Origin of the sequence: Pseudomonas sp. NFACC43 (assembly GCF_900119645.1) — a bacterium.
In the GTDB taxonomy this organism is placed as follows: Bacteria; Pseudomonadota; Gammaproteobacteria; order Pseudomonadales; family Pseudomonadaceae; genus Aquipseudomonas.
Window position 1 is genome coordinate 295,972 of sequence record NZ_FPKK01000006.1, and the last position, 26,945, is coordinate 322,916.

Here is a 26,945-nt window from a genome sequence, read left to right on the forward strand (position 1 = left end):
AAAATTCATTCAGCCCCCGGCTCGACTAGACTCAAGGTAACGTCACCACGCATGCAATGCGGAGGTTCCAGTGAACATTCGCGGCTTGACGGTCGCACTGCTACTGACCCTGGGCGGTCCGGCCCTCGCAAGCGAAGGCTTTACGCTGGCCGCTGCCGACACCGTGGTTTTCTGGCTGATTGCCCTGGGCGTGGGATTGCTGATCGCCGAGGCAGCCTTGCCCAACTACGGCGTCGCCGGGCTGGGCGGCATCATTTTGTGTGTCGTCGGCGCAATCATCCTGACCGATACCCATGTGCCTGCTCCCTTGATGATCGGACTGGGCCTGGCCAGCGGCTTGTTGCTGGTCGCCCTGCTGATTCGCGCCTTGAAAACCCGGCCGCGCCGGGCCGTCAGCGGCGATGCCGCCTTGTTGGGGAGCGTCACCACGATCACCGGGCTCCAGGCCGGCAACCCTCACCATGGCTGGGTCTGGCTGGAAGGCGAGCGCTGGCAGGTGGCATGCGCGACACCGATGCGAGCTGGGCAAGCCGTGCGGGTGACCGCCCGCAAGGGCCTGTTGCTGGAAGTGGCCCCCGCTGATTCACAAGGAGCATGAGATGGGTATGCAAATCGGTTTTGCACTACTGCTGCTGATACTGATCGCACTGGCGGCATCGACATTCCGGATCCTGCGTGAGTATGAACGCGCGGTGGTGTTCCAGCTCGGGCGCTTCTGGCAGGTCAAGGGACCGGGGCTGATCCTGCTGATCCCGGTGGTACAGCAGATGATTCGTGTCGACCTGCGCACCATCGTGCTCGACGTACCGCCCCAGGACGTGATCACCCGCGACAACGTCTCGGTGAAGGTCAATGCGGTGTTGTATTTCCGCGTCCTCGACCCGCAGAAGGCAATCATCCAGGTGGAAAACTACCTCATGGCCACCAGTCAATTGGCGCAGACCACCCTGCGCGCCGTCCTCGGCAAGCACGACCTGGACCAGCTGCTGGCCGAACGCGAGCAATTGAACGGCGACATCCAGCAAGTGCTGGACGCCCAGACCGATGCCTGGGGCATCAAGGTGGCGAACGTCGAGATCAAGCATGTGGACCTCAATGAATCGATGATCCGCGCCATCGCCCGGCAGACCGAGGCCGAACGGGAGCGACGAGCCAAGGTGATCCACGCCGAAGGCGAACTGCAGGCGTCGGAGAAGCTCATGCAGGCCGCTGAAATGCTCGGGCGCCAGCCAGGCGCCATGCAACTGCGCTACATGCAGACGCTCAGTTCCATTGCCGGAGACAAAAGCTCCACCATCGTTTTTCCGTTGCCCATCGAATTGCTCAAGGGAATGGCGGATTTGTCGCCGACCAAACCCTGATCAGTCTGTCCGTTGGCTGCGCAGCGCTTCCAGGGCTTCATACGGCCCATGGGCCCATTGCAGCACACGTTCACGCAGCATCGGCGAAGCCTCCCGGCGCTTGTCCTCGCTGTCGCCGGTAAATGCCTGCACCGGCTGCTTGGCATGCCGCCCCGCCGCGCTGAACGCTTGCCGGGACTGGGCCTCATCGAGGCAAAAAAGCGTCGCCAGCCTGCCCGCCATCGCCTCGGGCAGCTCGCTGTAGTTGACCGGTCTGCCGGAAAAGGCCTGGCAATGCTCCAGCCCCGCTTGCAATAGCCGTCCCAGCCGACGCGAAACGAAGTCCTCGGAGCCTGCGAAGGGCCGCCCATCGTCCAGCACGCTGGCGCCGATCATCCCCGGGACCATGTGCATGCCGGGACGACGCAGATGGGAGACGGCGATCTCCACGGGATCGCGGTACACGAACAGCCAAGGCGTATCGGCGAAGCACTGGCGCAACAACGGCAACTCACCGATATTCCAGGCGTCGAGCTTGATCACCAGGCGTCGCTCGACACCTCGGCGGCGTTGTCCATAAGCCGAAAGCAGCCCCTTGAGTGCCGCACAGCGTTCGGTGTGGGGCAAGTCGCTACGCAGCAGGCTGTCCAGGGGCGGCGCTTCGCAGATGACGATATGGTCGTCCAGTTGCGCCAGCATCTGGCTGATCAAAGTCGAGCCACAGCGCGAGGCATGGAAAATGAACACGTCGGGTTCAAGGCCAGGGCTTTGCCGTTGCCAATGCTCAAGGCTGCCCAAGGGCGTCTGGCGACGAAACGCCTGGTTGAAGGGCAGGCGCAGGGCGTCTTCCACCGCGTCGCCGAAAAACGGTTGCGACAACCGTCGGTCACCGAACCAGCACCAATCGACCCGCCACTGCCCGCCCTCCTGCCACACGCGGATCGGCAGCCAACCCTCCAGGTTCAAGCCTTCCATTGCTCACTCCATTGGCGACGTCCGTCGCGCATGGCCGTGCGCAGTTCCTCGCGAGTGAAATGCAGCCCCTGCCGGGCCCCCGCCTCCAAGGCGCAGTCGATGAAGGCCTCCACCTCCTGCAGGCCCTGCAAGGTACGGGCGAGTTGGGGATCGGCTTCCACTTGCCGTTGAAAACGCATGAAATCGCTCTGCCCGCCGCGAGCGGCCGGCGTGGTGGGCAGCCCTTCGCATATCAGCTGTTCCAGCCAGGGGCCAGGCCGGCAGTCGAGTACCAGATGAACGCGTGGCAGCGTATCTCGATTGTCGACGCGATGGGGTCGTGACAAATCGAGATACCAGCACTCACCGGCGGTCATGGGGATACGTTGTCCATCCAGCCAGAAGTCCACTTCAGGCGGACTGAGCAACGGCACGTGCAGGCGCAGGTCGCCGTCCGGCCCACCCAGATCGTAGTCACGGTGTTCATGGATCTGTGCGCCGGGCCCCAGGCGCAACAGCCGGGCCGCGGCGATGTCCAGGGGCCAGTCACGCAACGCCTTCTGCCAGCGTCCATCCCTTGACCAAGGCAGGCGACACAAGGGCTGGCCACGGCCGGGCGCCAGTTCGGTCAGGGCATCGGCCGCTGAAATCAGCGCCACGCCGCTCCAGTCACCCTTGTAATAGGCGCTGTTGAAATGCCCCTGCCAGCGCTCTTCCTCAATGGCCGCCAACGCTTGCAACAGCAAGGGCAGGTTCACGGCCACCGGCAGCCGGGAAAAAGCCGGGCGCGCCATGACGCTACCTGTCAGTGCGCTGCCGCCGTCCTTGGCACCGTGATATCGCCCTGGGCCCAGGCCGCTTCACGGTTGGCCAGCGCCGTGGCGATCGACTGCACCTGGGTCGACTGTACTTCGTCAGGCAACGGGTCGAGACCGGCACTGGCGAAGATCTGGCCATAGGCGTTGCGCAGATCGGCATAGGACAGGTCCCGCCGCAGATCGGCCTGCAAGGTGTTGAGCTCACCCTGGATCAGGTCCAGCTCGCCGATGCCGGCGGCCTGATGACGGCTGCGCAACTGCCCGACGATTTGTCCATCGATATCCGACAGTTGCTGGTTGGTCTTGAACTGACGCAGTGCATCGCGGTAGTTGGCATTGGCGACATACAGTTGCGCCAGCACGGCGATCGACATGGCCTGACGCCGCGCCGCCGCCACTTCTTCACCGGCCTTGGCCACATCGATGGCCGCCGGGGCGGAGATCACATTGAACAGGTTCCAGGTGACCTTCACGCCATAGTCTGCCCAGCCCTGCTCCACCAGAAACGAGTTGCTGTCGTAGTGCCCGCCCGCGGAGAACTCCAGCCCCGGCAACAGGCGCAGCATGGCCTTGCGGGTCTCGGCAGCGGTAATGCGCGTCTGGTAATCCTGCTCGCGCAGTTCAGGACGGCTGGCCAGGGCTTCCTGTTCCAGCCGGGCCATGTCGACCTTGAGTTCGGGGATCTCGTACTGATCCGGAGTTGCCAGGGTCAGTTCGGTGCCCAGCGGCAGATTGATCAGGGTCGCCAGTTCGGTCTTGGCCAGGGACAACGCCCGCCGTTGTTCTTCGAGCTGGCGAGTCGCCTGGATCAGCGAACGCTGGTACCCCAGGGCCTGCACCGGGTCACCGATGCGCTGTTCGCTCATGCTCTGGCTGTTGTTGCGCGCAGCCTCCACCCGAGCCATCAGGCTGTCGATCTGCTTGAGCAGGCGCTCGGCAGCCATGGCGCGCCAATAGGCCGAACGCACGTCCTGGACGATGGTGTTGATCACCTTGCGCCGGCGCTCCTGCACGATCAGGCGCTGGTCGCCGGCCTGCTTGGCGCTGATGTAGCTGACGCCAAAATCGAGCACGTTCCAGACCATGGTGAGGTCGGCCACTTCGCGATCGCGGTCCTGGGAAGTCGACGGCTCCAGGGACTGGGTACCGGTCTCCACGCTCTGGCTGCTGGAGGCGTTGACGTTATTGCGCCCTACGTAGCCGGCGTCCAGGGCCATGCGCGGCAGCATGTCGAAACTGGCCAGGTCCAGCTGTCGCTTGGCCAGGGCTTCCTCCATGACCTTCAATCGGCCTTCCAGGTTGTACTTCACCGCCCGGGCCATGGCCTGGTGCAAGGTCAACGGGCCGTTGAGAGGCTCCTGATCCTTGTACATATTCTGCCGATCGGTCCTGGCGCGTTCCTCGCTGACACTGCGATCGATCGGCTCGCTGGTCACCGCACACCCGCTGACCACCAATGCCAGCAGACTCATACCGAATAACTTCTGACTTCTATTCATTCCCTGGATTGCCCCTGGCTGCCGCTCATTTTTTTAAGTTGTTCAGGCCGGTACCTGGCTGATGCCGACCTGTTGCAAAGCCTTCGCCAGGCTGTCGACCTGACGCTGTTCAGTGTCTTTGATCTGCTGCAGCTGCTGACCCAGGGTCGGAGCGCCAAATACCCCTCGCACGCCCTGGGACACATCACCGCCCTGCATGGAGCGGTCGTCGAAGGCGTCCATCGACTCGCCTTCGGCCCCCGAATCCTGGTTGAACAGGCTCGACAGGGTGCTGCTGCCAAAGACTCCGCCATCCCCTCCGCCAAAACCGAGGAAGCCCTGGCCCGAACCGTCACCCGTAGCATCGTTGCCGAAGACCTGGGCGATGTAGCTTGGCGCCAGCGCCCCACGGTTGATGAAGATATCGCCGATGGGCCGCAGGCCGCCGCCCACGTCCCGTTGTTCGAACAAAGGCGGGAAGCCCAGCGGCGAACCCAGGTCCCCCGTTGGCGGTGTGAAGACTATCGGCTGCAACGGCACCTCGGAGACCGGGATGACCGTCACGGGATCCGTCGTCAGGAATTCCGGCGGCGGCTTCACGTCGTTGGGCACCACGGTGTCGATGGCATAGTTGTTGGACACCGCCACGCTGGATCCGGCGTTACCCGCCAGGTCGGTGACGTTGCTGGTGTCCAGGGCGATGAAGTTGCTCGGATCGGTCAGGTTCACCGTCGGGGTGAACGTCGCGGTCCAGGTCCTGCCACCGTCGGTGGTGGTCAGGTTGCTCAGTTCACCGTTGGTGACGCTGAGGTCCGACAGGTCGAAATCGGTCACCGCCTCGCTGAAGGTGAAGGTCACCTGGGTAGTCTGGCCAACACCCAGGCTCGGGTTGGCAACGACGATGGTCGCGGTCGGCCGGGTGGCGTCGAGTGCGTAGTTGCCGGAGATGGCAATGCCAACCCCCGCGTTGCCAGCGACATCCTGCACGGTGCTGGCGTCCAGCAGGATCAGGTTGGTGGTGTCGCTGACACCCGCCGTCGGCGTCAGGGTCGCGGTCCAGGTCAGGCCGCCATCGCTGCTGGCCAGGTTGGACAGCACACCGTTGGCGACGCTGAGGTCCGACAGGTCGAACCCGGTCACCGCCTCGGTGAAGCTGATGGTCACGGTGGTGGTCTGGCCGATGCCCAGGGTGCTGTCGCTCACCACGATGGTCGCGCCCGGACGCACGGTGTCGATCGCATAGTTATTGGAGTCCACCACGCCAGCACCACTGTTGCCCGACACGTTGGTCACGCCGCTGGTGTCCAGGCTGATGAGGTTGCTGGTGTCGCTGACATTGGTGCCCGGCGTGAAGGTGGCCGTCCAGGTCACGCCGCCGTCGGTCGATGACACGTTGCTCAAGGTGCCGTTGCTCACGCTCAGGTCGCTGTTGTCGAAACCGCTCACCGCCTCCGAGAACGTGATGGTCACCAACGACGTCTCCCCGGCCTTGAGGGCATTGTCAGCCACGACGACCGTAGCGGTAGGCAGTCGGGTCTCGACTGCATAGTTGGCCGAATTGGTCGTACCGGCCCCGGCGTTGCCGGCGGCGTCGCTCACCCCGCTGTTGTCCAGGGTGATGAGGTTGGTGGCATCGCTCACACCCACCGTCGGTGTGAAGGTAGCCGTCCAGGTCAGACCGCCGTCGCTGCTGCTGACGGCACTCAGGGTACCGTTGGCAACGCTCAGGTCGTCATTGCTCAAGCCCGTCACCGCCTCACTGAAGGTGATAGTCACCTGGGCGGTTTCCCCGGGCCTCAGCGTCGAGTCGCTCAGCACGACAGTGGCCGTGGGGCGAAGGCTGTCGACACTGTAGCTGTTGGAATTGGTCGTGCCGCTGCCGACGTTGCCCGCCAGGTCGGCAATGCCGCCATTGGCGAGGGTGATGATGTTGCTGGTGTCGGTGACCCCGTTGGTGGGTGTGAAGGTGGCGGTCCAGGTAATGCCGCCATCGCTGGTGCTCAGCCCGGTGAGCGTGCCGTTGGCGACTGTCAGGTCGGCGCTGGTGAAGCCGGCCACCGCCTCGCTGAAGGTGATGGTCACCAGCGAGGTTTCGCCAGCGGCGATGGCCGTGTCGGCCACCACGATGGTCGCGGTGGGACGCACGGTATCGACCGCATAGTTGTTGGAGTCGGTGGTGCCCACGCCGGCGTTGTTCGCGCCATTGCGCACCCCGGTGTTGTCCAGGGTGATGACGTTGCTGGTATCGGAGATACCGACACTCGGGGTGAATGTCGCCGTCCAGGTAACGCCTCCATCAATGGACGAGACATTGCTCAGCGTCCCGTTGCGGATCGTCAGGTCGCTGTTGTCGAACCCATTCACCGCTTCATTGAAGGTGATGGTCACCGTCGTGGTTTCACCGATGCTCAGCGACGAGTCGGCGATGACCACGGTCGCCGTCGGCACGTTGGTGTCGACCTGGTAGTTGTTCGAATTGGTGGTACCGGTACCGGTGTTGCCCGCCGCGTCGCTGACGCCGGTATTGGCCAGTACGATGACGTTGCTGGCGTCGACGACCCCGAGGGCGGGCGTGAAGGTGGCGGTCCAGGTGATGCCGCCGTCGCTGCTGCTGACCGCGCTCAGGGTACCGTTGGTCACGGTCAGGTCCGAATTGTCGAAGCCGCTTACCGCCTCGCTGAAGGTGATGGTCACCAGCGAGGTTTCGCCGACACTCAGCGAGGTGTCCGCAACCACGATGGTGGCGGTGGGACGCAGCGTATCGACGACGTAGTTGTTGGAATCGGTGCTGCCGCTGCCGGCGTTGCCCGCCACGTCCGTGACGCCGGAGTTGCCCAGGGTAATCAGGTTGCTGGCGTCGGAAACACCGACCGACGGTGTGAAAGTGGCGGTGTAGGTGATGTTGTCGCTGGTGCTCAGCCCGCTCAGGCTGCCGTTGGCAACGGTCAGGTCCGCCAGGGTGAAACCGGTCACCGCCTCGCTGAACGTGATGGTGACCACCGAGGTTTCGCCCGCGCCCAGGGTGTTGTCGGCCACCACGATGTTTGCGGTGGGTCGCTGGGTGTCGATGGCGTAGTTGTTGGAGTCGGTGGTTCCGCTGCCGGCGTTGCCCGCCGCATCGCTCACACCGGTGTTGTCCAGGGTGATGAGGTTGGAGGTGTCCGTGATGTTGGTCGCCGGCGTGAAGGTCGCGGTCCAGGTAATACCGCCATCGCCGCTGCTCAAGCCGATGAGCGTGCCGTTGGTGACCGTCAGGTCGGCGGCGGTGAAGCCGGTCACGGCTTCGTTGAAGGTGATGGTCACCAGGGAGGTTTCACCGATCCTCAAGGCGTTGTCGGCCACGACGATGGTAGCGGTCGGACGCTGGGTGTCGACGGCATAGTTGTTGGAGCTGGTGGTACCGGTGCCGGCGTTGCCTGCCAGGTCCAGCACCCCGGTATTGGCCAGCACGACCAGGTTGGTCGCGTCGCTGATACTGGAGCTCGGCGTCAGGGTAGCGGTCCAGGTGATGCCGCCATCGCTGCTGCTCAGGCCACTCAGGGAGCCGTTGGCAACGGTCAGGTCCGCCAGGGTGAAACCGGTCACGGCCTCGCTGAAGGTGATGGTCACCAGGGACGTTTCGCCGGCGCTCAGCGCCGTATCGGCCACCACGATGGTAGCCGTCGGGCGCAGCGTATCGATCGCATAGTTGTTGGAATCGGTCGTGCCGGTATTCACGTTTCCGGACAGGTCGGCAATGCTGCCACTGTTCAACGAGACCAGGTTAGTGGTGTCGCTGATGCTGGCGCTCGGGGTCAATGTCCCGGTCCAGGTGATGCCGCCATCGCTGCTGCTCAGGCCGGTTATCGTGCCGTTGGCGACGGTCAGGTCGGCGGTGGTGAAGCCGGTCACGGCCTCGCTGAAGGTAATGGTCACCAGGGAAGTTTCACCGACGCTCAGCGCTGTATCCGTCACCACGATAGTGGCGGTTGGACGGGCGGTGTCGATGGCATAGTTGTTCGAGTTGGTCGTTCCCGTACCCGCGTTGCCGGACAGGTCGGCAACGCCGGTATTGTCCAGGGTCACCAGGTTGCTGGTGTCGGTGACGCTGGCGTCCGGGGTCAGGGTGGCCGTCCAGGTGATACCGCCGTCGGCACTGCTCAGGCCGGTGAGCGTGCCGTTGGCGACCGTCAGGTCGGCCGTGGTGAGACCGGTTACCGCTTCGCTGAAGGTGATGGTCACCAGGGAGGTTTCACCGGCCCTGAGTGCGGTGTCGGACACCACGATGGAAGCGGTGGGAAGCACGGTGTCGTTGACCGCGTAGTTGTTCGAATCGGTGGTGCCCACGCCGGCGTTGCCGGCCAGGTCCGAGACCCCGGTGTTGTTCAGGGTGATGAGGTTGGTGGTATCGGTGATGTTGCTGGCCGCGGTCAGGGTGCCGGTCCAGGTGACACCGCCGTCGCCGCTGGTCAGCGTACCGATGGTGCCGTTCTGCACCGTCAGGTCCGAGGCGCTCAGGCCCGTCACGGCTTCGGAGAAGGTGATGGTCACCAGCGACGTGGCGCCGGAGTTCAAGCTGGTGTTAGCGACCACGATGGTCGCGGTAGGTGGGGTTTCGTCCGGTACATAGTTGGTATTGATGGTACCGCCGTCGCCATAGACATTGGCCACCGACGCCGGAGTGACACCGGCCGTGCCGGCACTCGTCCCGCCAATGCCGCTGCCGCCGGCGTTGCCGCTCATCGCCGCGAAGTTGGCAGCGGTGATCAGCACCGCCCCCCTGTTCCAGATCGCGCCGACACCGACGCCGCCCGCGCCGCCCGCCTGGGTGTAGCCCCCGCCGGCACCACCACCGCCACCACCGCCGCCTGCGCCGACGTTGTTGGAGATGACCGAGTTGCCGATGATCCGCAGGGTCGCGCCGGTGTCGTTGTAGATACCGCCGACCGCGCCACCGCCGGCACCGCCGATGTCGTTATAACCGTCGCCGCCGCCACCACCACCAATGGACAACCCGGCGCTGGAGGCCGAGCCACCGGCAGAACCGGTGCTGTAGCCGGGATAGGCAGCGCCGCCGGCACCGCCGGTAGAAGAGCCGCCACGGCCGCCGATATTGAAGAAGCCACCACCGGCACCGCCCTGGTTGGTCGAGCCAAGGGAGCCCGAGGAATTGAGCGTATCGCCACCGCGACCGCCGATCCCTCCGCCGACCGCGCCGCCGCCACCGCCGCCGCCACCGGCGTATTCCGGCGTCACACCGCCACCGCCACCGCCGCCTGCCGCCACGTTGGCAGTGACCGTGACGTTACGCAGGGTCAAGGTGCCGGCGTTGTAGATCCCGCCGCCCTTGGCCACCAGCGCATCGTCGCCGCCATTACCACCATTGCCCGAGACGATGCCACGGGTAATCACCAGGCCGTCGAGGGTGGCCGTGGTACCAGACGTCACGCTGATGACCTGGGTACGGAACTGGCCATCCAGGGTGACATCGGCAACGTTGTCATTGTTGAGGTCGCCATCGATGGTGACGTTCCTGTTCACCACCAGTACCTGGGTCAGGGCGACGGTCATGCTGCTGTTGAAGGTGACGATGTCGCCGTTCTGCGCAGAACCCAAGGCCGCGCGCAAGGAGCCCACGCCGGAATTGGCGTTGTTGGTGGCGGTCCAGGTGGCTAGGCCCCACTGGTATTCGCTCATGGCCTTGGCCGACAGCACATTGGCGCTTTCGATGTTGCCGGTGGCGATTTCCAGGTCCCAGTCACCGCCCAGGCCCGTGCGGTCGTTGGATGCCGCCACGTCGCGGCCGGTCAACTGCGCCAGGGAATCCACCAGGCTCAGGCCGCGATCACCTTCGGCGGTGTAGCAGCCATAGATCAGGATATCGCCGCCAACATTCATGTCCTGGCCGATCTGCGCCAGCACTTCGCTGCGGGCCTGGACGTTATCCGCCGACAGGTAGCTGTTGCCCAGCCACAAGTCCCCGGCATTACCGTGGGCGATGATCTGCACCGAGCTGATGCCCTGGTGGGTGTCCAGGTAATCGGCGATCTGTTGCAGGCCATCCTTGCCGGCATCCAGCTGCACCACCTGGGTGCCGGGCGCCACGCCTTGCAGCAGGTTGGCGGCATCCTTGACCCGAGAATCGACAAACACCACTGACTTGCCCGGAACGGCGGCCTGGGTGGCATCCACCTGGCCCTGGGGCGCATGGCTGCTATCGGCCGACTGGTCGGCGGTGGGCGTCTTGGCGGCTTCGGCCGTGGGCTGGGCGTCCGGCTGCGCCGCGTCGGCCACGGTGGCGGCCACCGCGCCGTCGAACAGCATTCGCGGCTCCAGGGACATGATCATTGGCGATGCCAGGGCCTGTGCACCCTCGGTTACCCGCGATTTACCTTTGCTCCACCACATGACGATCACCTGGACTCGAACTTCTTGAATACGCGAATGAAGAAAACCGCGATCAGCTGATCGCGGCGTCGGTTTTCACACGAATGACATTGGCAGCGCTGGCGGACCCGTCGCGCCAGAACGACAACTCGGCATACTTTTCAAACAGATCCGGCGGCAGCAGCGTACGCCGGGCCTGCGGCGCGACCCTGGGCTTGACCTTGTGCAGCCCGGCCACGCCCAGGGCCTGGTCGAAGGCCGGCGCGTCGTAGGTCAAGTGGTTGAAATCGTGCTCGAACCACGGCTCGCCGATGAATTCGTAGACCAGCCGCATCACCCGCTCGGGGGCCTGGCTCAGCAGGTCGTAATCGACGATCAGCAGCGATTCGGCGTTTTCCCCGTAATAGGCTTCCTTGAGCGCTGTCCAGGCAAACCCCACCAGGCGATTACGCTGGGCCAGGGTTTCGCAGCGGCTGTAGACGGTGTTGCGCTCGTCATCGTCGTTGAACAGCTTGGTGTTCTCGAACGGGTTGGCGCGATAGAGCCGCTCCAGGCTGTCGAGAATCCAGGCGACATTGCGCACGCACGCGATGGTCTTGGCCTGAGGGAAAAGATCCTGCAGGGCCGGCAGCCGGGCGCACCAATGGCGGTTGGTATCGAAGATGACAGGCTTGTCGGCCTTGTCGGCGTAGTACGAGTCGAACAGTCCACGCAACAGACGCCGACGCTGCTCGGTGTCGATCACCGAACCAAACTCACTGCCAGCGCTGCATTGCTGCAGGACGCCACTGAACAGTGAACCGACGGGACTGGTCATGCCGGCATGAAAACGCGGATTCTGCAGCAGAATCGCGGAGAGGAGGGTCGAGCCCGAGCGTGGCAGGCCGGAGATAAAGTGAAACTGCGACAAATCCCTTCACCATTTGTAGTCCCTTTGTAGCGCAAAGCGTAGCCGAGGAAACAAATGCCGCCTAGTAGTACTTTGATATCAAATTCACCTGAAACCGTAAAAAAGATGGACGGTAGGGAACGCTGGCAAACCTGAATCGTTTAAGCCGCACGGCCGCTTTTTTCAGCGCCTTGCTCCGGCAGAACGAAACATCCCCGTCTACGCTCAGCCGTGCGTGACCAGGCCTGGAAGTGAGGAGTCGGACTGATCGCATCTTACTCGTCGTATCCGCCAGGTACCGCCAGACCAATAACCTGAGGGATGAGGATTTTATGGAAGTATTCATGGGCACCATCCAGCCGTTCGCCTTTAATTTCGCCCCCCGTGGCTGGGCGCTGTGCAACGGGCAGACCATCGGCATCGCGCAAAACTCGGCGCTGTTTTCCTTGCTTGGCGTGACTTACGGGGGCAACGGCCAGACCACTTTCATGCTGCCCAACCTGCAAGGGCGCATGCTCATGGGCATGGGCAACGGCCTGGGCCTGACTCCCCGTGTGATCGGTGAGGTCTCCGGCACCGAAAACGTCACCCCGACGCTGAACAACCTGCCTGCCCACACCCATGCACTCACCGGCCTTACCGCCTCGACCACCCTGCAACTGGCGAACCCGGCCAGCAATCCGGTAAACACACCCACGGCCACCAACTCATTCATCGGCACCTCGGGTACAGGGCCAGGTTCGGCGGCGATCTATTCCGACCAGATAGGCGCCTCGCCGGTGCCGCTGCAGGGCGTGAGCACGACCGTCAGCGGTACGGTTTCTCCCGCCGGGGCCGGCTTGCCCCTGCCGATCATGAACCCATTCCTGGCGATCAACTTCAGCATCGCCCTCGAAGGTATCTTCCCGTCCCGCAACTGACGACCCACCGGAGGGCCACGGCCCTCCGGCCTTGTGGAGTGACGACATGCTGCAAAAGGTTCATAGCCACCATTTCCAGCCGCTGCTGGGCCAGACCCGAAGCCTGGTCCTGCCGGACGGCAGTCGCTTGCCGGTGCGGATCGAACATCTGCAAGAAACACCCCGGGCCAGGATGCCGAACGCCGAACGGATGCCGTTCAACGTGGAACTCAACAGTCTGGAAAGCACCGAGTTCGTGGATGGACTCTGTGACCTGGAGATGCCCGGGCTGGGCACGCTCGAAGGGGTGTTCGTGTCGAGGGTACCCGCTGCAGGTCGGGATCCGACGGTGGGCTACTTCCACATCGCATTCAACTGAACGAGGCTGATGCCCTGCGGGAGCGAACATGCCCGCGATGGCGGAGGGTCAGTTTGCATCCATGTCCAACGGCCCACCCTCATCACCGGCAGGCTCGCCCCCGCAGTCGACAGCAACTGCTCAGCTGCCTTTCGGATACCAGACCAAACGCTCTGCCGCCAGGTTGCTTTCCTGGACTTCGAAACCCAGTGCCAGGTAATGCCGACGGGCGTGGGGATTATTGGTCCAGACCACCGTCGCCACGGGACAGCGGATCTGTTGCGCGGCTTTCTGCACCCCCTGCAGCACCGCACGACCGTAACCCTGGCCGCGAGCCTGGGGGATGAAAGCCAGGTACAGCACTCGGATCTCGTTGGGCCCGAAATCGGTGCTCAAGGCGCCGATGGCGGTACCGAGCTTTTCCACCACGTAATGCATGGCATCGGGGAAATGCTCTCCCAGCCCCTGCTCCTGTACCTGGTACTGCTGGGCGATCACCTGCTGCACCTGCTCGGCCTCGCCATCGATCCACTGCAGGTCCGGTCGCGCCGCCTGGTACAACGCCTGTAGAAACGGCCCATCGCTGACCCGCGACGGCCGTACCACCAGTCCTTCTGCCGCTACTGACTCCATGCCCGCTCCTTTCAAGACTTTTCGCACAGCCCCTAGAATCCACTTTCCCTGACCCCCAGCGCCGCCAACCGACGCCAGGCCGCACCCAGCACCGACTCGCCTTGCCCCTGCAACACCGCCACTCCGCGCAGGGGTTGTACCGGTGCGCTCGTATCCTCGATGGCACTCATGCGTACGCCGTATTGCGCCTGCACCGGCTCGGCCCGCTGTTGCGAGTCCCGCCGCACGGCGATCGGTCCGTGATGGTCGGACGTCAAAGCCTGTTGTTCGACCCAGGCCGCACCGTTGGTGTCGATTTCATCCAGGCGCACGGCAATCGACCCATGCATTGGATCGTCGGCGATGAACCGCCCCGTGGCGCCACTCTCGACCCGCCAGAGCTCGGCTTCGGTCAGGTATCCGCGCAATCGAGAATCGGTCTGCACCACTCGCGCCAGCGCCTGGGTGGGCGCCAGCCAGCGGCCCACCGTCAATTGCGGCAGTAGATCGCGGACCTGGCCGGCATGGGGCGCCCGCAACGACAGGCGCTCACGCTGAGCGACCAGGCCCCGGTATTCGGCCACCGCCTCGGCCAGTTGCTGCTCGACGATGCCGGCATCGGCGGCGGTTTCGCTGCGCCCGGCCTGGCGGCGCATCTGCAGCTGCTGGATTTCGATTTCCCGACGCACGATGGTCAGGCGCGAGGCCATGTCGGGCGACTCCAGCTCAATCAGGACATCGCCTTGGGCAACCGTCTGGCCATCGCGCACATTCACTTGCCTGACCCGCGCCGCAACCGGGGCATGCAACGCACTGGTGCGACCGGCCTCCAGCACGGCCGGCACTTCCACGGCGCTGCGCCATGGCAACAGCAGCAGCAGGACCACCCCCGCCAACACCAGGCCGGTCAGCAGCACCCGTGGACCATGGGCCTGTTCGCGACGGCTCCACCATTGTCGCCATTCATTCACGATGGGCATAAAAATGAACCACACCAATTCCACCATCATCAGGAAAATGCCCAGCACCTTGAAGAACAGGTGATAGACCGCCAGGGCGATACCCAGGAACAACGCCGCCCGCCACAACCAGGCGCCGTACCCCCACACCAGCAAGCGACGACGCATCTTCGGCGACCAGGGTTCCGGCGCCGACGCTCCGTAACCGAACAAGGCTTCGCGCAGGCGCCAGCGGCACAGGGCGAACGCACGGCCCTGGAGGTTATCCACAGCCCAGAAATCACTGAGCAGGAAATAACCGTCGAAACGCATGAACGGGTTCAGGTTGATGAGAAGCGTGGTGATCCAGGTGGCACTGGCCAGCATGAACGCCGCCGTACGCGCCGGCCCGTCGGGCAACAGCGACCAGGCCAGCAATGCGATGCACGCCAGTAACAACTCCGCCAGGACCCCGCCGGCACCGATCAGCAAGCGGGCCCGGCGGTCATTGATCCGCCAGGCATCGCTGACGTCGGTATAGAACATCGGCAGCAGCACCATGAATGCCACCCCCATGCTTTGCACACGACACCCGGCTCGCTTGGCCATGAAGGCATGGCCGAACTCATGGCACAGCTTGGCGAACAACAACGCTACGCCGAATGCCAGCGCACCACCGAGGCTGAACAGATGCGGGAAGGTCGCCACGAACCGCTGCCAGTCCCGCGAGACCAGGAAAATGCCCAGCCCCAGGGTCAGGGGCAGGCCATAACGCAGCAAGCCAGGACCGAATCGCGCGAGCCACGGCCAGGCCCGATTGAGAAAGGCATCCGGGCGCCACAGTGGGATGCGGAAAAACAGGTACTGATGCAGCAGGATCTGCCAGAGGCTCTGGCGCTGGGCGACCTGCTTGAACAGGTAGCTGTCGCGCTGTTGCGGATCCATCGCACTGATCAGGTCGTGCCCGCGCAGAAAACCCAGCAGTTGCTCCAGCGACTCCTGGGTAAGCGGCAGGCCCGGCTCCCGATTCGCCGCGTGCAGCACCTGCTCCGGATCGCCCAGGGACCAATGCCGCAGCATGCGCATCGCTGCCGCGCCGAGCTTGAAATAACGACCGCGCACCGGATCGGCCAATGTCCATTGAGGGGACCCGTCCGGGTCCGGAGCCGCCGGGGACAGCTGCAGGTCCGGCCGCAGGCTCGGCAGGCTCATGCTACAGGCCTACGCTCTGGCGCAGGCCGGCCAGGGGCCGCCGCAACAGGTACAGCGCCAGGGGCGCGCGGTCACCGAAGATCTTCGCCGTGCCCCGCAGGCCGATACGCGGCGCCGTCGCATCGAAACGCGCATCCAGGCGATACGCCAGTTGCCCGGCGGCGGTGGGTTGCGCTTCGTACGCCGAGCGTTCCAGCCAGGCCAGGTGCCGCTGCAACGGATCGCTGTCGAGAAACAGCGCCACCTGCGCACCGGGGGTCAATTCAATCGCATCGCCCACCGCCAGTTCGATACGCAACTCGGCCTGGTTCGGGTCGGCAATCTCCATCAACCGCTCACCGGTCTGCACGGGCTTGCCAAGCCAGCGCTCGGCATCGGGAAAGACCGCAATGCCGTCACGTCCGGCACGCACTTCGCTGCGCTTGAGCAACTCGACCGCATAGTTGCGCTCGGCGCGTTTCTGTTCGACGCGGGCGGCCAGCAGATCGATCTTGGAGCTCGATTCGGCATCGGCGAATGAGCGTTGGGAATTGGCCTTGAGCTCTGCCTCGGCCACGCCCAGGGCACGCTCGGCCACATCGGCCTGGGCCTTGAGGCTGGTGCTTTCAAAGCGCAGCAGCAACTCGCCGTTCTTGACGGTCTGGTTGGGCTTGACCAGGAACTCGGCGATCACGCCATCCAGCGGCGCCGCCACCACCTGTCCACCCAGAGGCACCACCTCGGCCGGCGCCAATACCGACTGGCGCACAGGAATCAGCAACCCCAGCAACAGCACCGCCGCCAATGCGACCTGGCGCTTGCGCGTCCAACGCAGGCGCCAGGGTTTGCGCGGTTGCAACGCGAGCCAGGCATGGCTGTAGGTATCGCCCAGCTGGGACAGCAATACCTGTTCGGGGGGAGTCCATGGCAGGTCACGGGCCAGCCACAATCCGCCGAAGACCTGGCCCTGATGATCGATCAATGGCAACCAGAACACCTGTCCGGCCGACAGGCTTGCCCAGTCCGACCGGACGGCTTCGCTCACCCCATCGGCGGCGATCACCCGGGACTGGTCCAGCAGGCCCTGCTTGAACAGCTGCGCCACCGCCTGCTCGACAAACGCCACGAACGGCGCGTTGGGCTCCACGGCGCTGACACCCGTCACCGCCTGCACCTTGCCCGCGATCAATAGCGCGGCATGGCGAAACCCGAACAGCGCCTGGCCATCGTTGACCAGGCTGTAGCTCAATTGCGCCGCAGTACGCGCGGCTCGCGTCTGGCGCTCCAGGTCGAGAAAGCGGGCGAACACCTGCTCGGCGCTGCCCATCATCGGCGCGTTCACTTGAGCTCCGCGAAACGCGCCGTGCCGCTCATGCCGGACAACAGCCCGCTGGCATCGGGCAGGCTGGCCACCAGCAGCAAGGTCTGGCTGCCCTCGTCGATGCGCGCCCCCAGGCGCTTGACCGTCGCTTGCAGCGGCTGGCCGGTTTCATCGGGAACGAAGGTGAACGACTGGCCAGGCTTGAGCCTGCCCATCCAGCGCGACGGAATCAGCAGATGGATTTCCAGGGTGCGGTTGTCGACCACATCCAGCAACGGCGCACCGGCCGCCACGCTTTCGTAACGCTGCACCTTGCGCGACACCACCTGGCCATCGAACGGCGCGATCACGCTGCAACGCTTGACCTGGACCTGATACACCTGGGACTGCGCCTGAGCCTCGCTGACCCGGGCTTCAGCCCGCGACACTTCGAAACGCCCCACCGATTTCAGCGCCGCCAGTTGCCGGTTATGCGCCAGTTCCTCACTGGCTCCCCGGCTCGCCGCCTGGGCCGCATTGAGCTGGGCCTGATAGGCCGAACAATCGAAACGCGCCAGGGTATCGCCCTTCTTGAACGACTCACCCTCACTGAACGGCAGTTCGACAATACGCCCGGCCAGTTCGCTGGCCAGTACCGCCTGGTCCCGCGCCCGAAGCACCCCCCGCGCCTCGCTGCCACCCGGTGCACTGGCGGTGACGTTGTTCTCCAGCAGCGGATCGTCCGCTGCAGGCGTCTGCGCCTGGACGCCACACGCTACGAAGGCCAATCCCATTACCCAACTACCCAAACGCAACATAACCGCTACTCCCTGACGGATGGGCGGAGTCTACGACAGCAGTGGGAAGCGTCAAGGGAATCGCGGCAGGAGGTTTGAAATCTCTCGTATCAAAAAGGCCAGAGCACCGCAGCAAAGCTACGGGGGTGTTGCTGACAGCGATGGGGGGTTGTTCCTACAAAAAAACGAGAGTGTCCTCTCATACAGAACGGTTACGGACGATGGATTTTTTGCAGCAACGAATCGTCCTGCAAGAAAAATCTGTCTAGCAACAGCTATTCACAGATTCCGCCAAGAAGCATTTGACCTGAAGATATAAATCCTCTTGAAACTGGCTCGCCGGTGAACAGGGTGACTCCCGCCTATGGTTGACGTCATAGCGCGCTCGACTTAGGATCGTCTCACTCAACCCCGTACGCAGAGATTAGATTCTCTGGCCGTTGGGGTGAAAAAACCGGCCTAGGCCGGTTTTTTCGTTTGTGGGGAATCGAATTGTGCGCACTGCATTTTTTGTTGATGGCTACAACCTGTTCTATGGATTGCTCGCAGACACGCCTTATAAATGGCTGAACCTTCGAAGCCTGTTAACGCATATCACCCATATCGAGAACCCTCACAGCGCTGTTGCTTCGGTCGACTATTTCACCTCGTCGGTCAAGCCTCTGTTGGCTACTCGCGGTCGCCTTTCAAAGGAGGCGCAAGATACGTATATCCGCGCCCTGAAGACGACTGATATCCGCGTCCATTACGGCCACCATCAACTTGAACCCGCCAAAGCCCCTCGTTTCATCGACAGGAAAACGAGAGCCTCGCGTGAGGACAAGGTCGACATATGGAAACTGGAAGAGAAAGAAACAGACGTCCATATAGCCGTCAGCATGTACCGAACCGTAGCCAGGCAAACGGCGTCGCTCGAACATGGATATGTGGAGCAACTGGTGCTGGTCTCCAGCGACACTGATATGACGCCTGCGTTGAAAGCCATTCGAGAAGACTTCCCTGAGATAACCGTCGGCGTGATCCTTCCTCACCGGGCTGAATTGAATCGTCCATCACCAGGCTCCCTGAAACAATACGCCCACTGGATGCGCCGGGTCGTCACCTGCGACGAGCTCCAATCCCATCAATTTCCCAATCGGGTTCCCACCCACAAGGCCCCCGCCGTCAAGCCGGATTATTGGTAGCGACACTCGCCGCCGGATACACCGATTCCCAACCACCGCCCAGCGCCTTGTACAACCCCACCATGGCCAGGGAAACGCCAGTTGAGCTTTCCACCAGTTGTTCCTGGGTGGCCAGCAACGCGCCTTGCACCGTGAGGACGGTGACAAAGTCCACCACGCCTTCCACGTATTGTTGTTGTGCGGTACGCAGGGCGATCCGGTTCTGGCGCACGGCTTCGGCCAGGCTGTCGCGGCGCAGTTGACTGGCGTTGTAGGCGCTCAGTTGATCGTCGATTTCATGCCAGGCCTTGAGCACGGTCTGCTGATAGGCGATCGCCGCTTCCTGTTGCTGGGCCTCACGCAGTTCAAGCATGCCCCGCAGGCGACCACCATCGAACAGCGGCAGGCTGAACTGCGGGCCGATGCCGAATGCTCGCGAACCCCACGAGCCGAAATCGCCGAGTTGCAAAGCCTGGGAGCCCACGTTGCCCGATAAGGTAATACGCGGATAGAAGTCGCCCTTGGCCACGCCGATGCTGGCCGTGGCCGCGTGCAGCCGGGCTTCGGCCTGGCGGATGTCCGGGCGACGCTCGGCGAGTTGGGACGGCAGGCCAATGGCGACCTGCCGAGGCGCCTGGGGCATGGGGGCGTCGGCTGACAGTTCGGCCTGCAATGCCTGCGGTGGCTGCCCCAGCAACAGGCTCAACGCATTGACCAGCTGTGACTGACGCTGCTGCAGGGCAGGCAAGCGCGCCTCGATGGTCGCGACCTGGGCCGCCGCTTCAGCCACATCCAGGTCCGTGGCAACGCCATCGGCCAGGCGCAGCTGCGTAAGTTCCAGGCTGTGGCGCGCCACCCCGAGGTTCTGCTCGGTGACGGCACGGGTGCTTTGCACGCCGCGCAACTGCAGATAGTCCTGGGCGGTCTCGGCGAGCACCGCCAGCAAGACTGCGCGACGGTCATTCTCCGCAACTTCCAGGTTCGCCTGCGCCGCTTCGGCTTCACGGCGCACCCGGCCCCACAGGTCCAGCTCCCATGACGCGGAAAACCCTGCTTCCCACAAGTTATACGCCGAATCACCGTCATTGCCCGAGGGGTCATTCAGCCCCTGCCCGCTGTTGCGCTTGCGGCCATAACCTGCGGTGGCGGCACTGTTCGGGTATTGCGCCGAGGTGATCACCTGACGGGCGGCGCGGCTCTGTTGCAAGCGACTGCCAGCTAGCTTGAGATCGAGGTTTTCGGCCACGGCGCGACGGGTCAGCGCGGACAGGGTCGGGTCGTTGAAGACCTCCCACCAGCGTTCGTTCATCTGCGCGGGCACCGCCTGGCTGGCGGCCGCGTTGACGGGTTTCGACCATTGGGCCATTTGCAGCGCCTCGGGGCGCTGGAAATCCGGACCGACGCTGCAGGCAGACAGCGCAGCCGCCAGCACGACCAGCATGCACCGATGACGCGGCGTGGGGGTGCTCGCCTTCATCGCTGCGTCACCTCACGCCCTTCGTTCGTCGTACTGGCCGTATCGATATTCGCCTCGACCGACATCCCCACCCGCAACCGCTCGGCCAAGGGCTGGCCCGGGTCCAGGACAATCTTCACGGGTATGCGCTGCACGACCTTGGTGAAATTACCGGTGGCATTGTCCGGCTTGACCGAAGCGAAGGTCACACCGGTCGCCGGGGCGATGCTCTGCACGCGTCCCTGCAGCGTTTCACCGCCGAAGCTGTCGACCCGCACGTCCACACGCTGGCCCGGCCGGACATTGGCGAGTTGGGTTTCCTGGAAATTGCCCACCACATAGGCCTGGGCCAGCGGCACCACCGCCAGCAGCTTGCTGCCTGGGGTCACATACGCACCGACCCGAACCGCCCGCTCACCCACCATGCCATCCTGGGGCGCGACGATGCGGGTATAGGACAGCTCGAAACTGGCGATTTCCAGGGCAGCCAGCGCCCGCTTCAACCCACCTTCGGCGGCGTCACGCCGGGTGGTGAGAACTTCCACCTGCTTACGCTCGGCCGCCAGCACCGCCGTGGCATTGGCCAGCCGAGCCGTGGCCTGGTCGATCCGGGTCTGGGCCTGCTGGGCGTTCTGCACAGTACCGGCACCCACGCCCGCCAGATGCTGGTAACGGTTGCGTTCATGCTCGGCAAAGGCCATTTGCGCCTTGGCAGCGACCACCGAGGCCTGGGCCTGGGCGATCACCGAGGCCTGGCGCTCCAGGGTCGCCCGGGCATTGTCCAACTCGGCGCGGGCAACCTGGGTCTGGGCGTCGGCGGCCTGGGCCGCGGCACGCAGGTCACGGTCGTCGATCAGCGCAAGCAATTGCCCGGCCTTGACCTGCTCGTTGTCTTCCACCAGCACTTGCTTGATGAATCCCGCCACGCGCGGCACCACCAGGGTGTAGTCCGCCGAAACGAACGCGTCGTTGGTGCTCTGCTGCGCGGGCTTGCCAGGCGTCAGCAGGTAGATCAGCGCACCGAGCGCCACAGTCGCCGCAACGGCGAGCGCAACCGGTTTCTTGCCTTGAATTGTCATGAGGTCCTCGGTTCAGCGTGGCGCGCGAGGCGGGTAGATCCGCGTCGGCAGCCAGAAAATAAGCAGGATCAGGACGAGCGCGACGCCCGCCATGCACAGATACAGATCGGAGGAAGTCAGCACCACAGCCTGCTGGTGCAGGCGATGGGCGAGCCCGGCGGAATCGGCGTCCATCAGGGGTGAATTGCCGAGACTGTCCACCAGCATCGTGGAATGGAAATGCAGGCGCGATGTGGTCAGCGCGTCCAGCACGCCGGTGGCGATCACCGCGGCCAGGCCCTTCACCGTATTGAACCAGGCCGAGGCGAACGGCCCCTCCATCGGCGAAATGCTGCCGGTCGACAGCATCAACAACGGCAGCACCGCCATCGGCTGACCGAAAATCTGCAACAGTTGCCAGCCATAGAAATCGTCGCGGATCCAGGCCGAGGTCAACTGCGACCCGCCGATGCAGGACAGCGCCAGCATGCCCAGGCCGATCCCCAACACCCAACGGCAATCGACCCAGCGCACATTGCACAACGCCGCCACCAGCGGCAGCGCCAGCAATTGCGGCAAAGCCATCAGCAGCATGACGGGCGCGGTCTGCGCCGGTCGATAACCCTGGACCTGGGCCAGGTAGCTGGACGGAATGATGATCACCGCCAGCAATACCACCAACACACCGGCCAGCGTCACCAGGGCAAACGTCAGGTTGCGTATGCCCAGCATCTGCAACTTGAAGAACGGCACCGGCTGCGACCATTCGTTGAGCATGAACAGCACCAGCAACCCCAACCCGCCCCCCAGCAAGGTGCAGATCAGGTTCGATTCGAACCAATCGAGCCGGTTGCCTTGCAGCACGCCGATCACCAACATGCAGATCGCCGGAAAACCCAGCAGCAGGCCACGCCAGTTGAACTGCCTGAGGCGCTCCAGGCGCGACGGGTCCTGGGGCAGGCCGTAGGCCACCGCCACCATGGCGACCAGGCAAGGCACGATGATTTGCCAGAACGTCCATTGCCAGCCGAAGTATTCGGTCCACAGGCCGGCCAGGGGCGTGCCCAGTCCGGGACCGAACGTGGCGGTCAGGGCATAGCCGGCCAGGCCATAGAGCTTCACACCGGGCGGCAGGAAACGCAGGGCGACGGTCATCAGCATCGGCGGCAATGCACCGCCCGCCAGGCCCTGCAACGTGCGCAGCACCAACAGGCTTTCATAGTCCGGCGCGAAAGGGCACAGCACGCCCAGGAGAGCGAACAGGCCGATGGCCCACAGGGTGAAGCGGCGTAGTGAAAAAGTCACCGAACACCACGGGGCGAACGCCATGGCCGCCACCGACGTGGCGGCGTAGCACGCCACCAGCCAGGTGCCCTCGTCGTACCCGATGGCCATCGCCCCACGGATATCGGCCAGGGCGACCTTGGTCACCATTTCATTCAGGCCCGAGACCAGCACCGCCAGCAGTACACCCACCAGGCCGATGACGATTCGCGGGCCGAACGCCGACGGCACGGCTGGCGCCGCGGGTATCGCCGTGGTCGTGAGGGATGTCATGAAGCGTGGGCACTCTGGAATGAAATTGCGAAGCAGTTTAAAAAGTGCGATGACTGACAAAAAGTGACTTATCGGAAACTTATAAGTGCACCGGACGCAACCATCAGACGCCTCGCCCCCGAAGGTCCCTTTGCTCAGGACAACACCGCCCAGACCGGCCCGCACGCAGGCCCGTCACGGGCTAGGCAGGCTGCGCCTCCAGCCAGGTTTCCTCGCAACAGGCCTTGAGGGTTTCCCGAAGCCAACGGTGGGCGGGGTCGTTGTCGTAGCGAGGATGCCAGGCCTGGGTGAGCATCAGGGTGGGCAACGGAATCGGCAGGGTAAACGAACGCAGGCGCAGGCCCAGGCGCTTGATGCTCAGCAGGGCTTCCTTGGGCACCGGCAGGATCAGGTCGGAATCGGGCAAGGCGAACATCGCGGCATGGAAACTCGGCGCGATGACCGCCACCCGGCGTTCCAGGCCCAAGGCATTGAGCGCCGTGTCGATAGGCCCCCGGGCGATACCGCGCCGGGACATGCTGATATGGGAAAAGCCGGCGAATCGTTCGGCCGTGATCTCGCCGTCGAGCAGTGGATGATCTTCACGCACCAGGCCGACGAAGTGCGTGGAAAACAGGTTCTGCACTTTCACCTCAGGCATGACTGGCCGGGTGTTGCTGATGTTCAGGTCGATGCGACCTTCGCGCAGGGCTTCGTCGTCGCCATCGCCTTCGGGCACATAGCGCAACTCGCAATGGGGCGCCTGACGCTCGAGGGTATCGAACAGCCTGCCGCCATATACACCGACGAAGAAGTCATTGGCCCGGATGCTGAAGCGCCGCCGCAGGGTGCCCAGGTCCACGGCATCGGCCGAGCGAAACACCAGGGCCGCCTGCTCCACCACGTCGCGCACCTGCTCACGCAACGCCAGCGCCTTGGGCGTGGGCACCAGGCCCCGGCCGGCGCGCACCAGGATCGGGTCGCCGATGGCCTCGCGGATCCGCGTCAGGGTACGGCTCATGGCGGCGGGGCTGAGGTTCATCCGCCGCGCGGCCCCGACCACACTGCCCTCATCGAGCAAGGCATCGAGGGCGACCAACAGGTTCATGTCCGGAAGCTGCATTCTGCGCACTCACATCTGACGGGAGTTGAGCCAGACGCAATGCTAGCAGAACCAGGCTTCGCCGGCTCTTTCGCTGCACCTCGTCACCCAATCGCTCAGGTTCGACGCTGCATGGGCACAACTGGTCCTAGGAGATTTCCCTCAAGTTGTAGCGATATCGGTGAACTTGTCCGGCTTGGAGCCCATCGCTAGTCTGGGTTTGTCACTGAAAAAACGGTGACACGGACGTGCAAGTCCGGGTAAAAGACGTCGCACATCGCTATCAGTCTTGATCAAAGCTTCTTTATGGCGGTTGTGCGTGGGAGATTTTTTCGCAAGGAGAAATCTGCCGGGGTTCCGTCTGCCCGGTCTTGCACACCTACGTACAACTGCCACCTCATTTGCGTGCAAGCGAAAGAGTGTCAGTTCCAACAGCACAGACGGAGCTACACGACATGTTCAAAGTGACACCTAACCCGCCAGAAGATCCTGGCTTCCTCTCCGACAACGCCGCGAAAACCAAAAAACTCGACGAAGCCGCCGAGCGCGCCCTCGACTACTACCTCAATCCCAAAACGGCCGAAGAAGCCGCGGGCAAAACCCAAGCCGCCCACCTTTTCATGGTCGCCCCGCACATCGACACCGAAACCCTGCTGGCCAATGCCTCCGAAGACCTGCTGTCCATCAGCGCCATCGCGGCCAATCTGGCGGATGACGTTGAAGGCAGTCGCCGCAGCGTCGTCCTGGCGATCAGCCGCATGGCCGAGGGGGTGCATCTGTTGGTGGAGCGGGCGATGGATCGGCTTGAAGCGCAGCCGTCGTGACGTTCCTGCGGTGAATTGAGGGCCGCTATCGCGAGCCCAGGCACGCCAAATACCTGTGGCGATGCAGTTTGCTCCGCAGGCCAGGGGAGCAAGTTCTCTCGCCACAGGGTTTATCCACCCCACCGATCAACGCTGCATCCCCCAGCGCTTCACCGTCACCCGCTCCAGGCTGTCGAACACCAGGTTCTCCACCAGCAGGCCGATCAGAATCACCACCGCCAACCCGGCAAACACCTTATCGGTGTACAGCTCGTTGCGGTTCTGGAAGATGTACCAACCCAGGCCGCCCTTGCCGCTGGTGGCGCCAAATACCAGTTCGGCGGCGATCAGGGTGCGCCAGGCGAAGGCCCAGCCGATTTTCAGCCCGGCGAGGATCGATGGCAGCGCCGCCGGGATCAGGATGTACAGCACGAAACGCAGGCCCTTGAGCCCGTAGTTGCGCCCGGCCATGCGCAGCGTGTCGGACACGCCGAGAAACCCCGCATACATGTTCAAGGCCAGGGCCCACAGCACCGAATGCACCAGCACGAAAATCAGGCTGTTCTGCCCCAGGCCGAACCACAGCAAGGCCAATGGCAACAGGGCGATGGCGGGCAGCGGGTTGAACATCGAGGTCAGGGTGCTGAGCAGATCGCGCCCCAGTTGTGTCGATACCGCCAGCGTGGTCAGGCCGAACGCCAGGACGATGCCCAGCAGGTAGCCCTTGATCAGCACTACCAGGGAAAGCCACACCTTGCTCAACAGCTCGCCGCTGAGCAGACCGTCGTACAGCGCGTCGGCGGTTTGCAGGAAGCCTGGCAGCAGCAGGTCGTTGCTCTGATAACGGGCCACACCCTCCCACACCACCGCCAGCAGCAACAGGATCAGGCTTTTACGCAGCCAGCCCTGCTGCCAGAGCCGCTGCCCCAAGGGCAACTCCCGTTCCAGCGGCACGTGGGTCAACGGCTGCAGATCGATTTCGTACTCTTCGCGCGCAGGCGCTGAATGGCTCATGCAAAGCTCCTCAATAGGCGATACGGATGTCGGCGAAATCCAGGTCACGTTCGATCTGTACCGCCGGGCCGTCGTTGAACAACAACCCATGGATACGCCGCGCCGTATGCTGGAGCGCTTCGCCGCCGAGGCTGTGCAAGCCATATTGATGGCTGTGAACCTCCGCCCGCACCCGCCCCGGATGCGGTGACAGCAAGAGGATGCGATTGCCCACCACCAGGGCCTCTTCAATGGAGTGGGTGACGAACAGCAGCGTGAAGCGCACCTCTTCCCAGAGCAGCAGCAGTTCTTCCTGCATCTTGCGGCGGGTCAGGGCATCGAGGGCGGCGAAGGGCTCGTCCATCAACAGGATCTTCGGCTGCATCGCCAGCGCCCGGGCAATGGCAACCCGGGCCTTCATACCGCCGGACAAGGTGTGGGGGTAGGCATCGGCAAACGCTGCCAAACCGACCTTGTCCAGATAATGCAGGGCCCGCTCCTCGGCCTCACGACGCTTCAGGGTGCCTGACGCCAACAGCGCGAACATCACGTTCTGCTTGACGGTTTTCCACGGCGGCAGCTGATCGAACTCCTGGAACACCACGATCCGGTCCGGCCCCGGCGCGCTGACGGTTTGGCCCTGCAAGCGAATCTCGCCTTCGCACGGCGCGATGAAACCGCCAACGGCCTTGAGCAAGGTGGACTTGCCGCAGCCGGACGGCCCGAGCAGGACAAACCGGTCCCCCGGATCGACTTCGAAACTCACTTGATGGGTGGCCCGCACCACGCGCTGCGGGGTGCGATATTCCAGGCTGACGTTGTCCACCGACAACAGTGCTGTGCCAGTGGAAACGGGAGTGCTGGCCGCGTGGCCTTGCAACAACGCGTTCATGG

21 protein-coding genes are annotated in these 26,945 nt (G+C 63.8%); 6 read left to right on the plus strand and 15 right to left on the minus strand.

The window, feature by feature from the left end:
- Positions 1 to 70: 70 nt before the first annotated feature.
- On the plus strand, positions 71 to 598 hold the full coding sequence (locus tag BT179_RS13370; protein WP_072431782.1) for an NfeD family protein: 528 nt from the start codon (positions 71 to 73) through the stop codon (positions 596 to 598).
- Position 599: 1 nt separating this feature from the next.
- Positions 600 to 1,361 carry a slipin family protein gene (locus BT179_RS13375; protein WP_072431783.1) on the plus strand — a complete coding sequence of 254 codons (762 nt, stop codon included), beginning with the start codon at positions 600 to 602 and terminating at the stop codon, positions 1,359 to 1,361.
- On the opposite strand, the gene BT179_RS13380 is transcribed toward BT179_RS13375, so the two are convergent.
- The 5 genes from BT179_RS13380 to BT179_RS13400 are packed head-to-tail and all read right to left on the minus strand — an operon-like array spanning position 1,362 to position 11,866.
- Positions 1,362 to 2,315 carry a sulfotransferase family protein gene (locus tag BT179_RS13380; protein ID WP_072397647.1) on the minus strand — a complete coding sequence of 318 codons (954 nt, stop codon included), beginning with the start codon at positions 2,313 to 2,315 and terminating at the stop codon, positions 1,362 to 1,364.
- A complete protein-coding gene (locus BT179_RS13385) occupies positions 2,303 to 3,088 on the minus strand; it encodes an aspartyl/asparaginyl beta-hydroxylase domain-containing protein (protein WP_072431784.1) in 786 nt (261 codons plus the stop codon). The genes BT179_RS13380 and BT179_RS13385 overlap by 13 nt, the downstream gene beginning before the upstream one ends.
- 11 nt (positions 3,089 to 3,099) lie before the next feature.
- Positions 3,100 to 4,611: a TolC family protein gene (locus BT179_RS13390; protein ID WP_072397643.1), complete on the minus strand. Its 1,512-nt coding sequence runs from the start codon at positions 4,609 to 4,611 to the stop codon at positions 3,100 to 3,102.
- Between the two features lie 42 nt (positions 4,612 to 4,653).
- The gene (locus BT179_RS13395) at positions 4,654 to 10,977 is read right to left on the minus strand and encodes an Ig-like domain-containing protein (protein ID WP_072431785.1); all 6,324 of its coding nucleotides are present in this window, start codon (positions 10,975 to 10,977) and stop codon (positions 4,654 to 4,656) included.
- 52 nt (positions 10,978 to 11,029) lie between these two features.
- Positions 11,030 to 11,866 carry a sulfotransferase family protein gene (locus tag BT179_RS13400; RefSeq protein ID WP_053148110.1) on the minus strand — a complete coding sequence of 279 codons (837 nt, stop codon included), beginning with the start codon at positions 11,864 to 11,866 and terminating at the stop codon, positions 11,030 to 11,032.
- A 311-nt stretch (positions 11,867 to 12,177) separates the two neighbouring features.
- Here BT179_RS13400 and BT179_RS13405 point away from each other — a divergent pair, with 311 nt between their 5' ends.
- Entirely contained in the window at positions 12,178 to 12,765 is a 588-nt protein-coding gene (locus tag BT179_RS13405) for a phage tail protein (RefSeq protein WP_072397639.1), read from the plus strand.
- 46 nt (positions 12,766 to 12,811) lie between these two features.
- The gene (locus tag BT179_RS13410; protein ID WP_072397637.1) at positions 12,812 to 13,123 is read left to right on the plus strand and encodes a DUF6916 family protein; all 312 of its coding nucleotides are present in this window, start codon (positions 12,812 to 12,814) and stop codon (positions 13,121 to 13,123) included.
- 120 nt (positions 13,124 to 13,243) lie between these two features.
- Here BT179_RS13410 and BT179_RS13415 read toward each other — a convergent pair whose 3' ends face one another.
- The 4 genes from BT179_RS13415 to BT179_RS13430 are packed head-to-tail and all read right to left on the minus strand — an operon-like array spanning position 13,244 to position 17,961.
- Entirely contained in the window at positions 13,244 to 13,735 is a 492-nt protein-coding gene (locus BT179_RS13415; protein WP_072397635.1) for a GNAT family N-acetyltransferase, read from the minus strand.
- A gap of 32 nt (positions 13,736 to 13,767) precedes the next feature.
- Positions 13,768 to 15,864: a site-2 protease family protein gene (locus BT179_RS13420; protein ID WP_072431786.1), complete on the minus strand. Its 2,097-nt coding sequence runs from the start codon at positions 15,862 to 15,864 to the stop codon at positions 13,768 to 13,770.
- A gap of 1 nt (position 15,865) precedes the next feature.
- Positions 15,866 to 17,185, minus strand: a complete 1,320-nt coding sequence (locus tag BT179_RS13425) for an efflux RND transporter periplasmic adaptor subunit (RefSeq protein ID WP_072431787.1) — start codon at positions 17,183 to 17,185, stop codon at positions 15,866 to 15,868.
- Positions 17,182 to 17,961 (minus strand): efflux RND transporter periplasmic adaptor subunit, encoded by a 780-nt coding sequence (locus BT179_RS13430; RefSeq protein ID WP_072397629.1) that lies wholly within the window; start codon positions 17,959 to 17,961, stop codon positions 17,182 to 17,184. The genes BT179_RS13425 and BT179_RS13430 overlap by 4 nt, the downstream gene beginning before the upstream one ends.
- 473 nt (positions 17,962 to 18,434) lie before the next feature.
- Between BT179_RS13430 and BT179_RS13435 the strand changes: the two genes are divergently transcribed.
- Positions 18,435 to 19,124, plus strand: a complete 690-nt coding sequence (locus tag BT179_RS13435) for an NYN domain-containing protein (RefSeq protein ID WP_072397627.1) — start codon at positions 18,435 to 18,437, stop codon at positions 19,122 to 19,124.
- Here the strand turns inward: BT179_RS13435 and BT179_RS13440 are convergent.
- From BT179_RS13440 to BT179_RS13455, 4 genes are all read right to left on the minus strand, one after another.
- A complete protein-coding gene (locus BT179_RS13440; RefSeq protein ID WP_256327882.1) occupies positions 19,105 to 20,580 on the minus strand; it encodes an efflux transporter outer membrane subunit in 1,476 nt (491 codons plus the stop codon). The two genes, BT179_RS13435 and BT179_RS13440, sit on opposite strands and share 20 nt — an antisense overlap.
- Complete coding sequence (locus BT179_RS13445) at positions 20,577 to 21,638, minus strand: HlyD family secretion protein (RefSeq protein ID WP_072431788.1); 1,062 nt, start codon at positions 21,636 to 21,638, stop codon at positions 20,577 to 20,579. Before BT179_RS13445 ends, BT179_RS13440 begins: the two co-directional genes overlap by 4 nt.
- 12 nt (positions 21,639 to 21,650) lie before the next feature.
- Entirely contained in the window at positions 21,651 to 23,174 is a 1,524-nt protein-coding gene (locus BT179_RS13450) for an MFS transporter (RefSeq protein ID WP_072431789.1), read from the minus strand.
- A 181-nt stretch (positions 23,175 to 23,355) separates the two neighbouring features.
- Entirely contained in the window at positions 23,356 to 24,276 is a 921-nt protein-coding gene (locus BT179_RS13455; protein WP_072397619.1) for a LysR family transcriptional regulator, read from the minus strand.
- A gap of 434 nt (positions 24,277 to 24,710) precedes the next feature.
- Between BT179_RS13455 and BT179_RS13460 the strand changes: the two genes are divergently transcribed.
- The gene (locus BT179_RS13460) at positions 24,711 to 25,079 is read left to right on the plus strand and encodes a DUF6124 family protein (protein WP_072397617.1); all 369 of its coding nucleotides are present in this window, start codon (positions 24,711 to 24,713) and stop codon (positions 25,077 to 25,079) included.
- Between the two features lie 126 nt (positions 25,080 to 25,205).
- Here BT179_RS13460 and BT179_RS13465 read toward each other — a convergent pair whose 3' ends face one another.
- Positions 25,206 to 26,072 (minus strand): ABC transporter permease, encoded by an 867-nt coding sequence (locus BT179_RS13465; protein ID WP_072431790.1) that lies wholly within the window; start codon positions 26,070 to 26,072, stop codon positions 25,206 to 25,208.
- A 10-nt stretch (positions 26,073 to 26,082) separates the two neighbouring features.
- The gene (locus tag BT179_RS13470) at positions 26,083 to 26,943 is read right to left on the minus strand and encodes an ABC transporter ATP-binding protein (RefSeq protein WP_072397614.1); all 861 of its coding nucleotides are present in this window, start codon (positions 26,941 to 26,943) and stop codon (positions 26,083 to 26,085) included.
- Between the last annotated feature and the right edge of the window lie 2 nt (positions 26,944 to 26,945).

Bases quoted from the DNA above. Each gene is read 5' to 3' on its own strand.
- BT179_RS13375 (WP_072431783.1), top strand. From the start codon at position 600: ATGGGTATGCAAATCGGTTTTGCACTACTGCTGCTGATACTGATCGCA.
- BT179_RS13380 (WP_072397647.1), bottom strand. From the start codon at position 2,315: ATGGAAGGCTTGAACCTGGAGGGTTGGCTGCCGATCCGCGTGTGGCAG.
- BT179_RS13385 (WP_072431784.1), bottom strand. From the start codon at position 3,088: ATGGCGCGCCCGGCTTTTTCCCGGCTGCCGGTGGCCGTGAACCTGCCC.
- BT179_RS13390 (WP_072397643.1), bottom strand. From the start codon at position 4,611: ATGAATAGAAGTCAGAAGTTATTCGGTATGAGTCTGCTGGCATTGGTG.
- BT179_RS13395 (WP_072431785.1), bottom strand. From the start codon at position 10,977: ATGTGGTGGAGCAAAGGTAAATCGCGGGTAACCGAGGGTGCACAGGCC.
- BT179_RS13405 (WP_072397639.1), top strand. From the start codon at position 12,178: ATGGAAGTATTCATGGGCACCATCCAGCCGTTCGCCTTTAATTTCGCC.
- BT179_RS13410 (WP_072397637.1), top strand. From the start codon at position 12,812: ATGCTGCAAAAGGTTCATAGCCACCATTTCCAGCCGCTGCTGGGCCAG.
- BT179_RS13415 (WP_072397635.1), bottom strand. From the start codon at position 13,735: ATGGAGTCAGTAGCGGCAGAAGGACTGGTGGTACGGCCGTCGCGGGTC.
- BT179_RS13420 (WP_072431786.1), bottom strand. From the start codon at position 15,864: ATGAGCCTGCCGAGCCTGCGGCCGGACCTGCAGCTGTCCCCGGCGGCT.
- BT179_RS13430 (WP_072397629.1), bottom strand. From the start codon at position 17,961: ATGTTGCGTTTGGGTAGTTGGGTAATGGGATTGGCCTTCGTAGCGTGT.
- BT179_RS13440 (WP_256327882.1), bottom strand. From the start codon at position 20,580: ATGAAGGCGAGCACCCCCACGCCGCGTCATCGGTGCATGCTGGTCGTG.
- BT179_RS13445 (WP_072431788.1), bottom strand. From the start codon at position 21,638: ATGACAATTCAAGGCAAGAAACCGGTTGCGCTCGCCGTTGCGGCGACT.
- BT179_RS13450 (WP_072431789.1), bottom strand. From the start codon at position 23,174: ATGACATCCCTCACGACCACGGCGATACCCGCGGCGCCAGCCGTGCCG.
- BT179_RS13455 (WP_072397619.1), bottom strand. From the start codon at position 24,276: ATGCAGCTTCCGGACATGAACCTGTTGGTCGCCCTCGATGCCTTGCTC.
- BT179_RS13460 (WP_072397617.1), top strand. From the start codon at position 24,711: ATGTTCAAAGTGACACCTAACCCGCCAGAAGATCCTGGCTTCCTCTCC.
- BT179_RS13465 (WP_072431790.1), bottom strand. From the start codon at position 26,072: ATGAGCCATTCAGCGCCTGCGCGCGAAGAGTACGAAATCGATCTGCAG.
- BT179_RS13470 (WP_072397614.1), bottom strand. From the start codon at position 26,943: ATGAACGCGTTGTTGCAAGGCCACGCGGCCAGCACTCCCGTTTCCACT.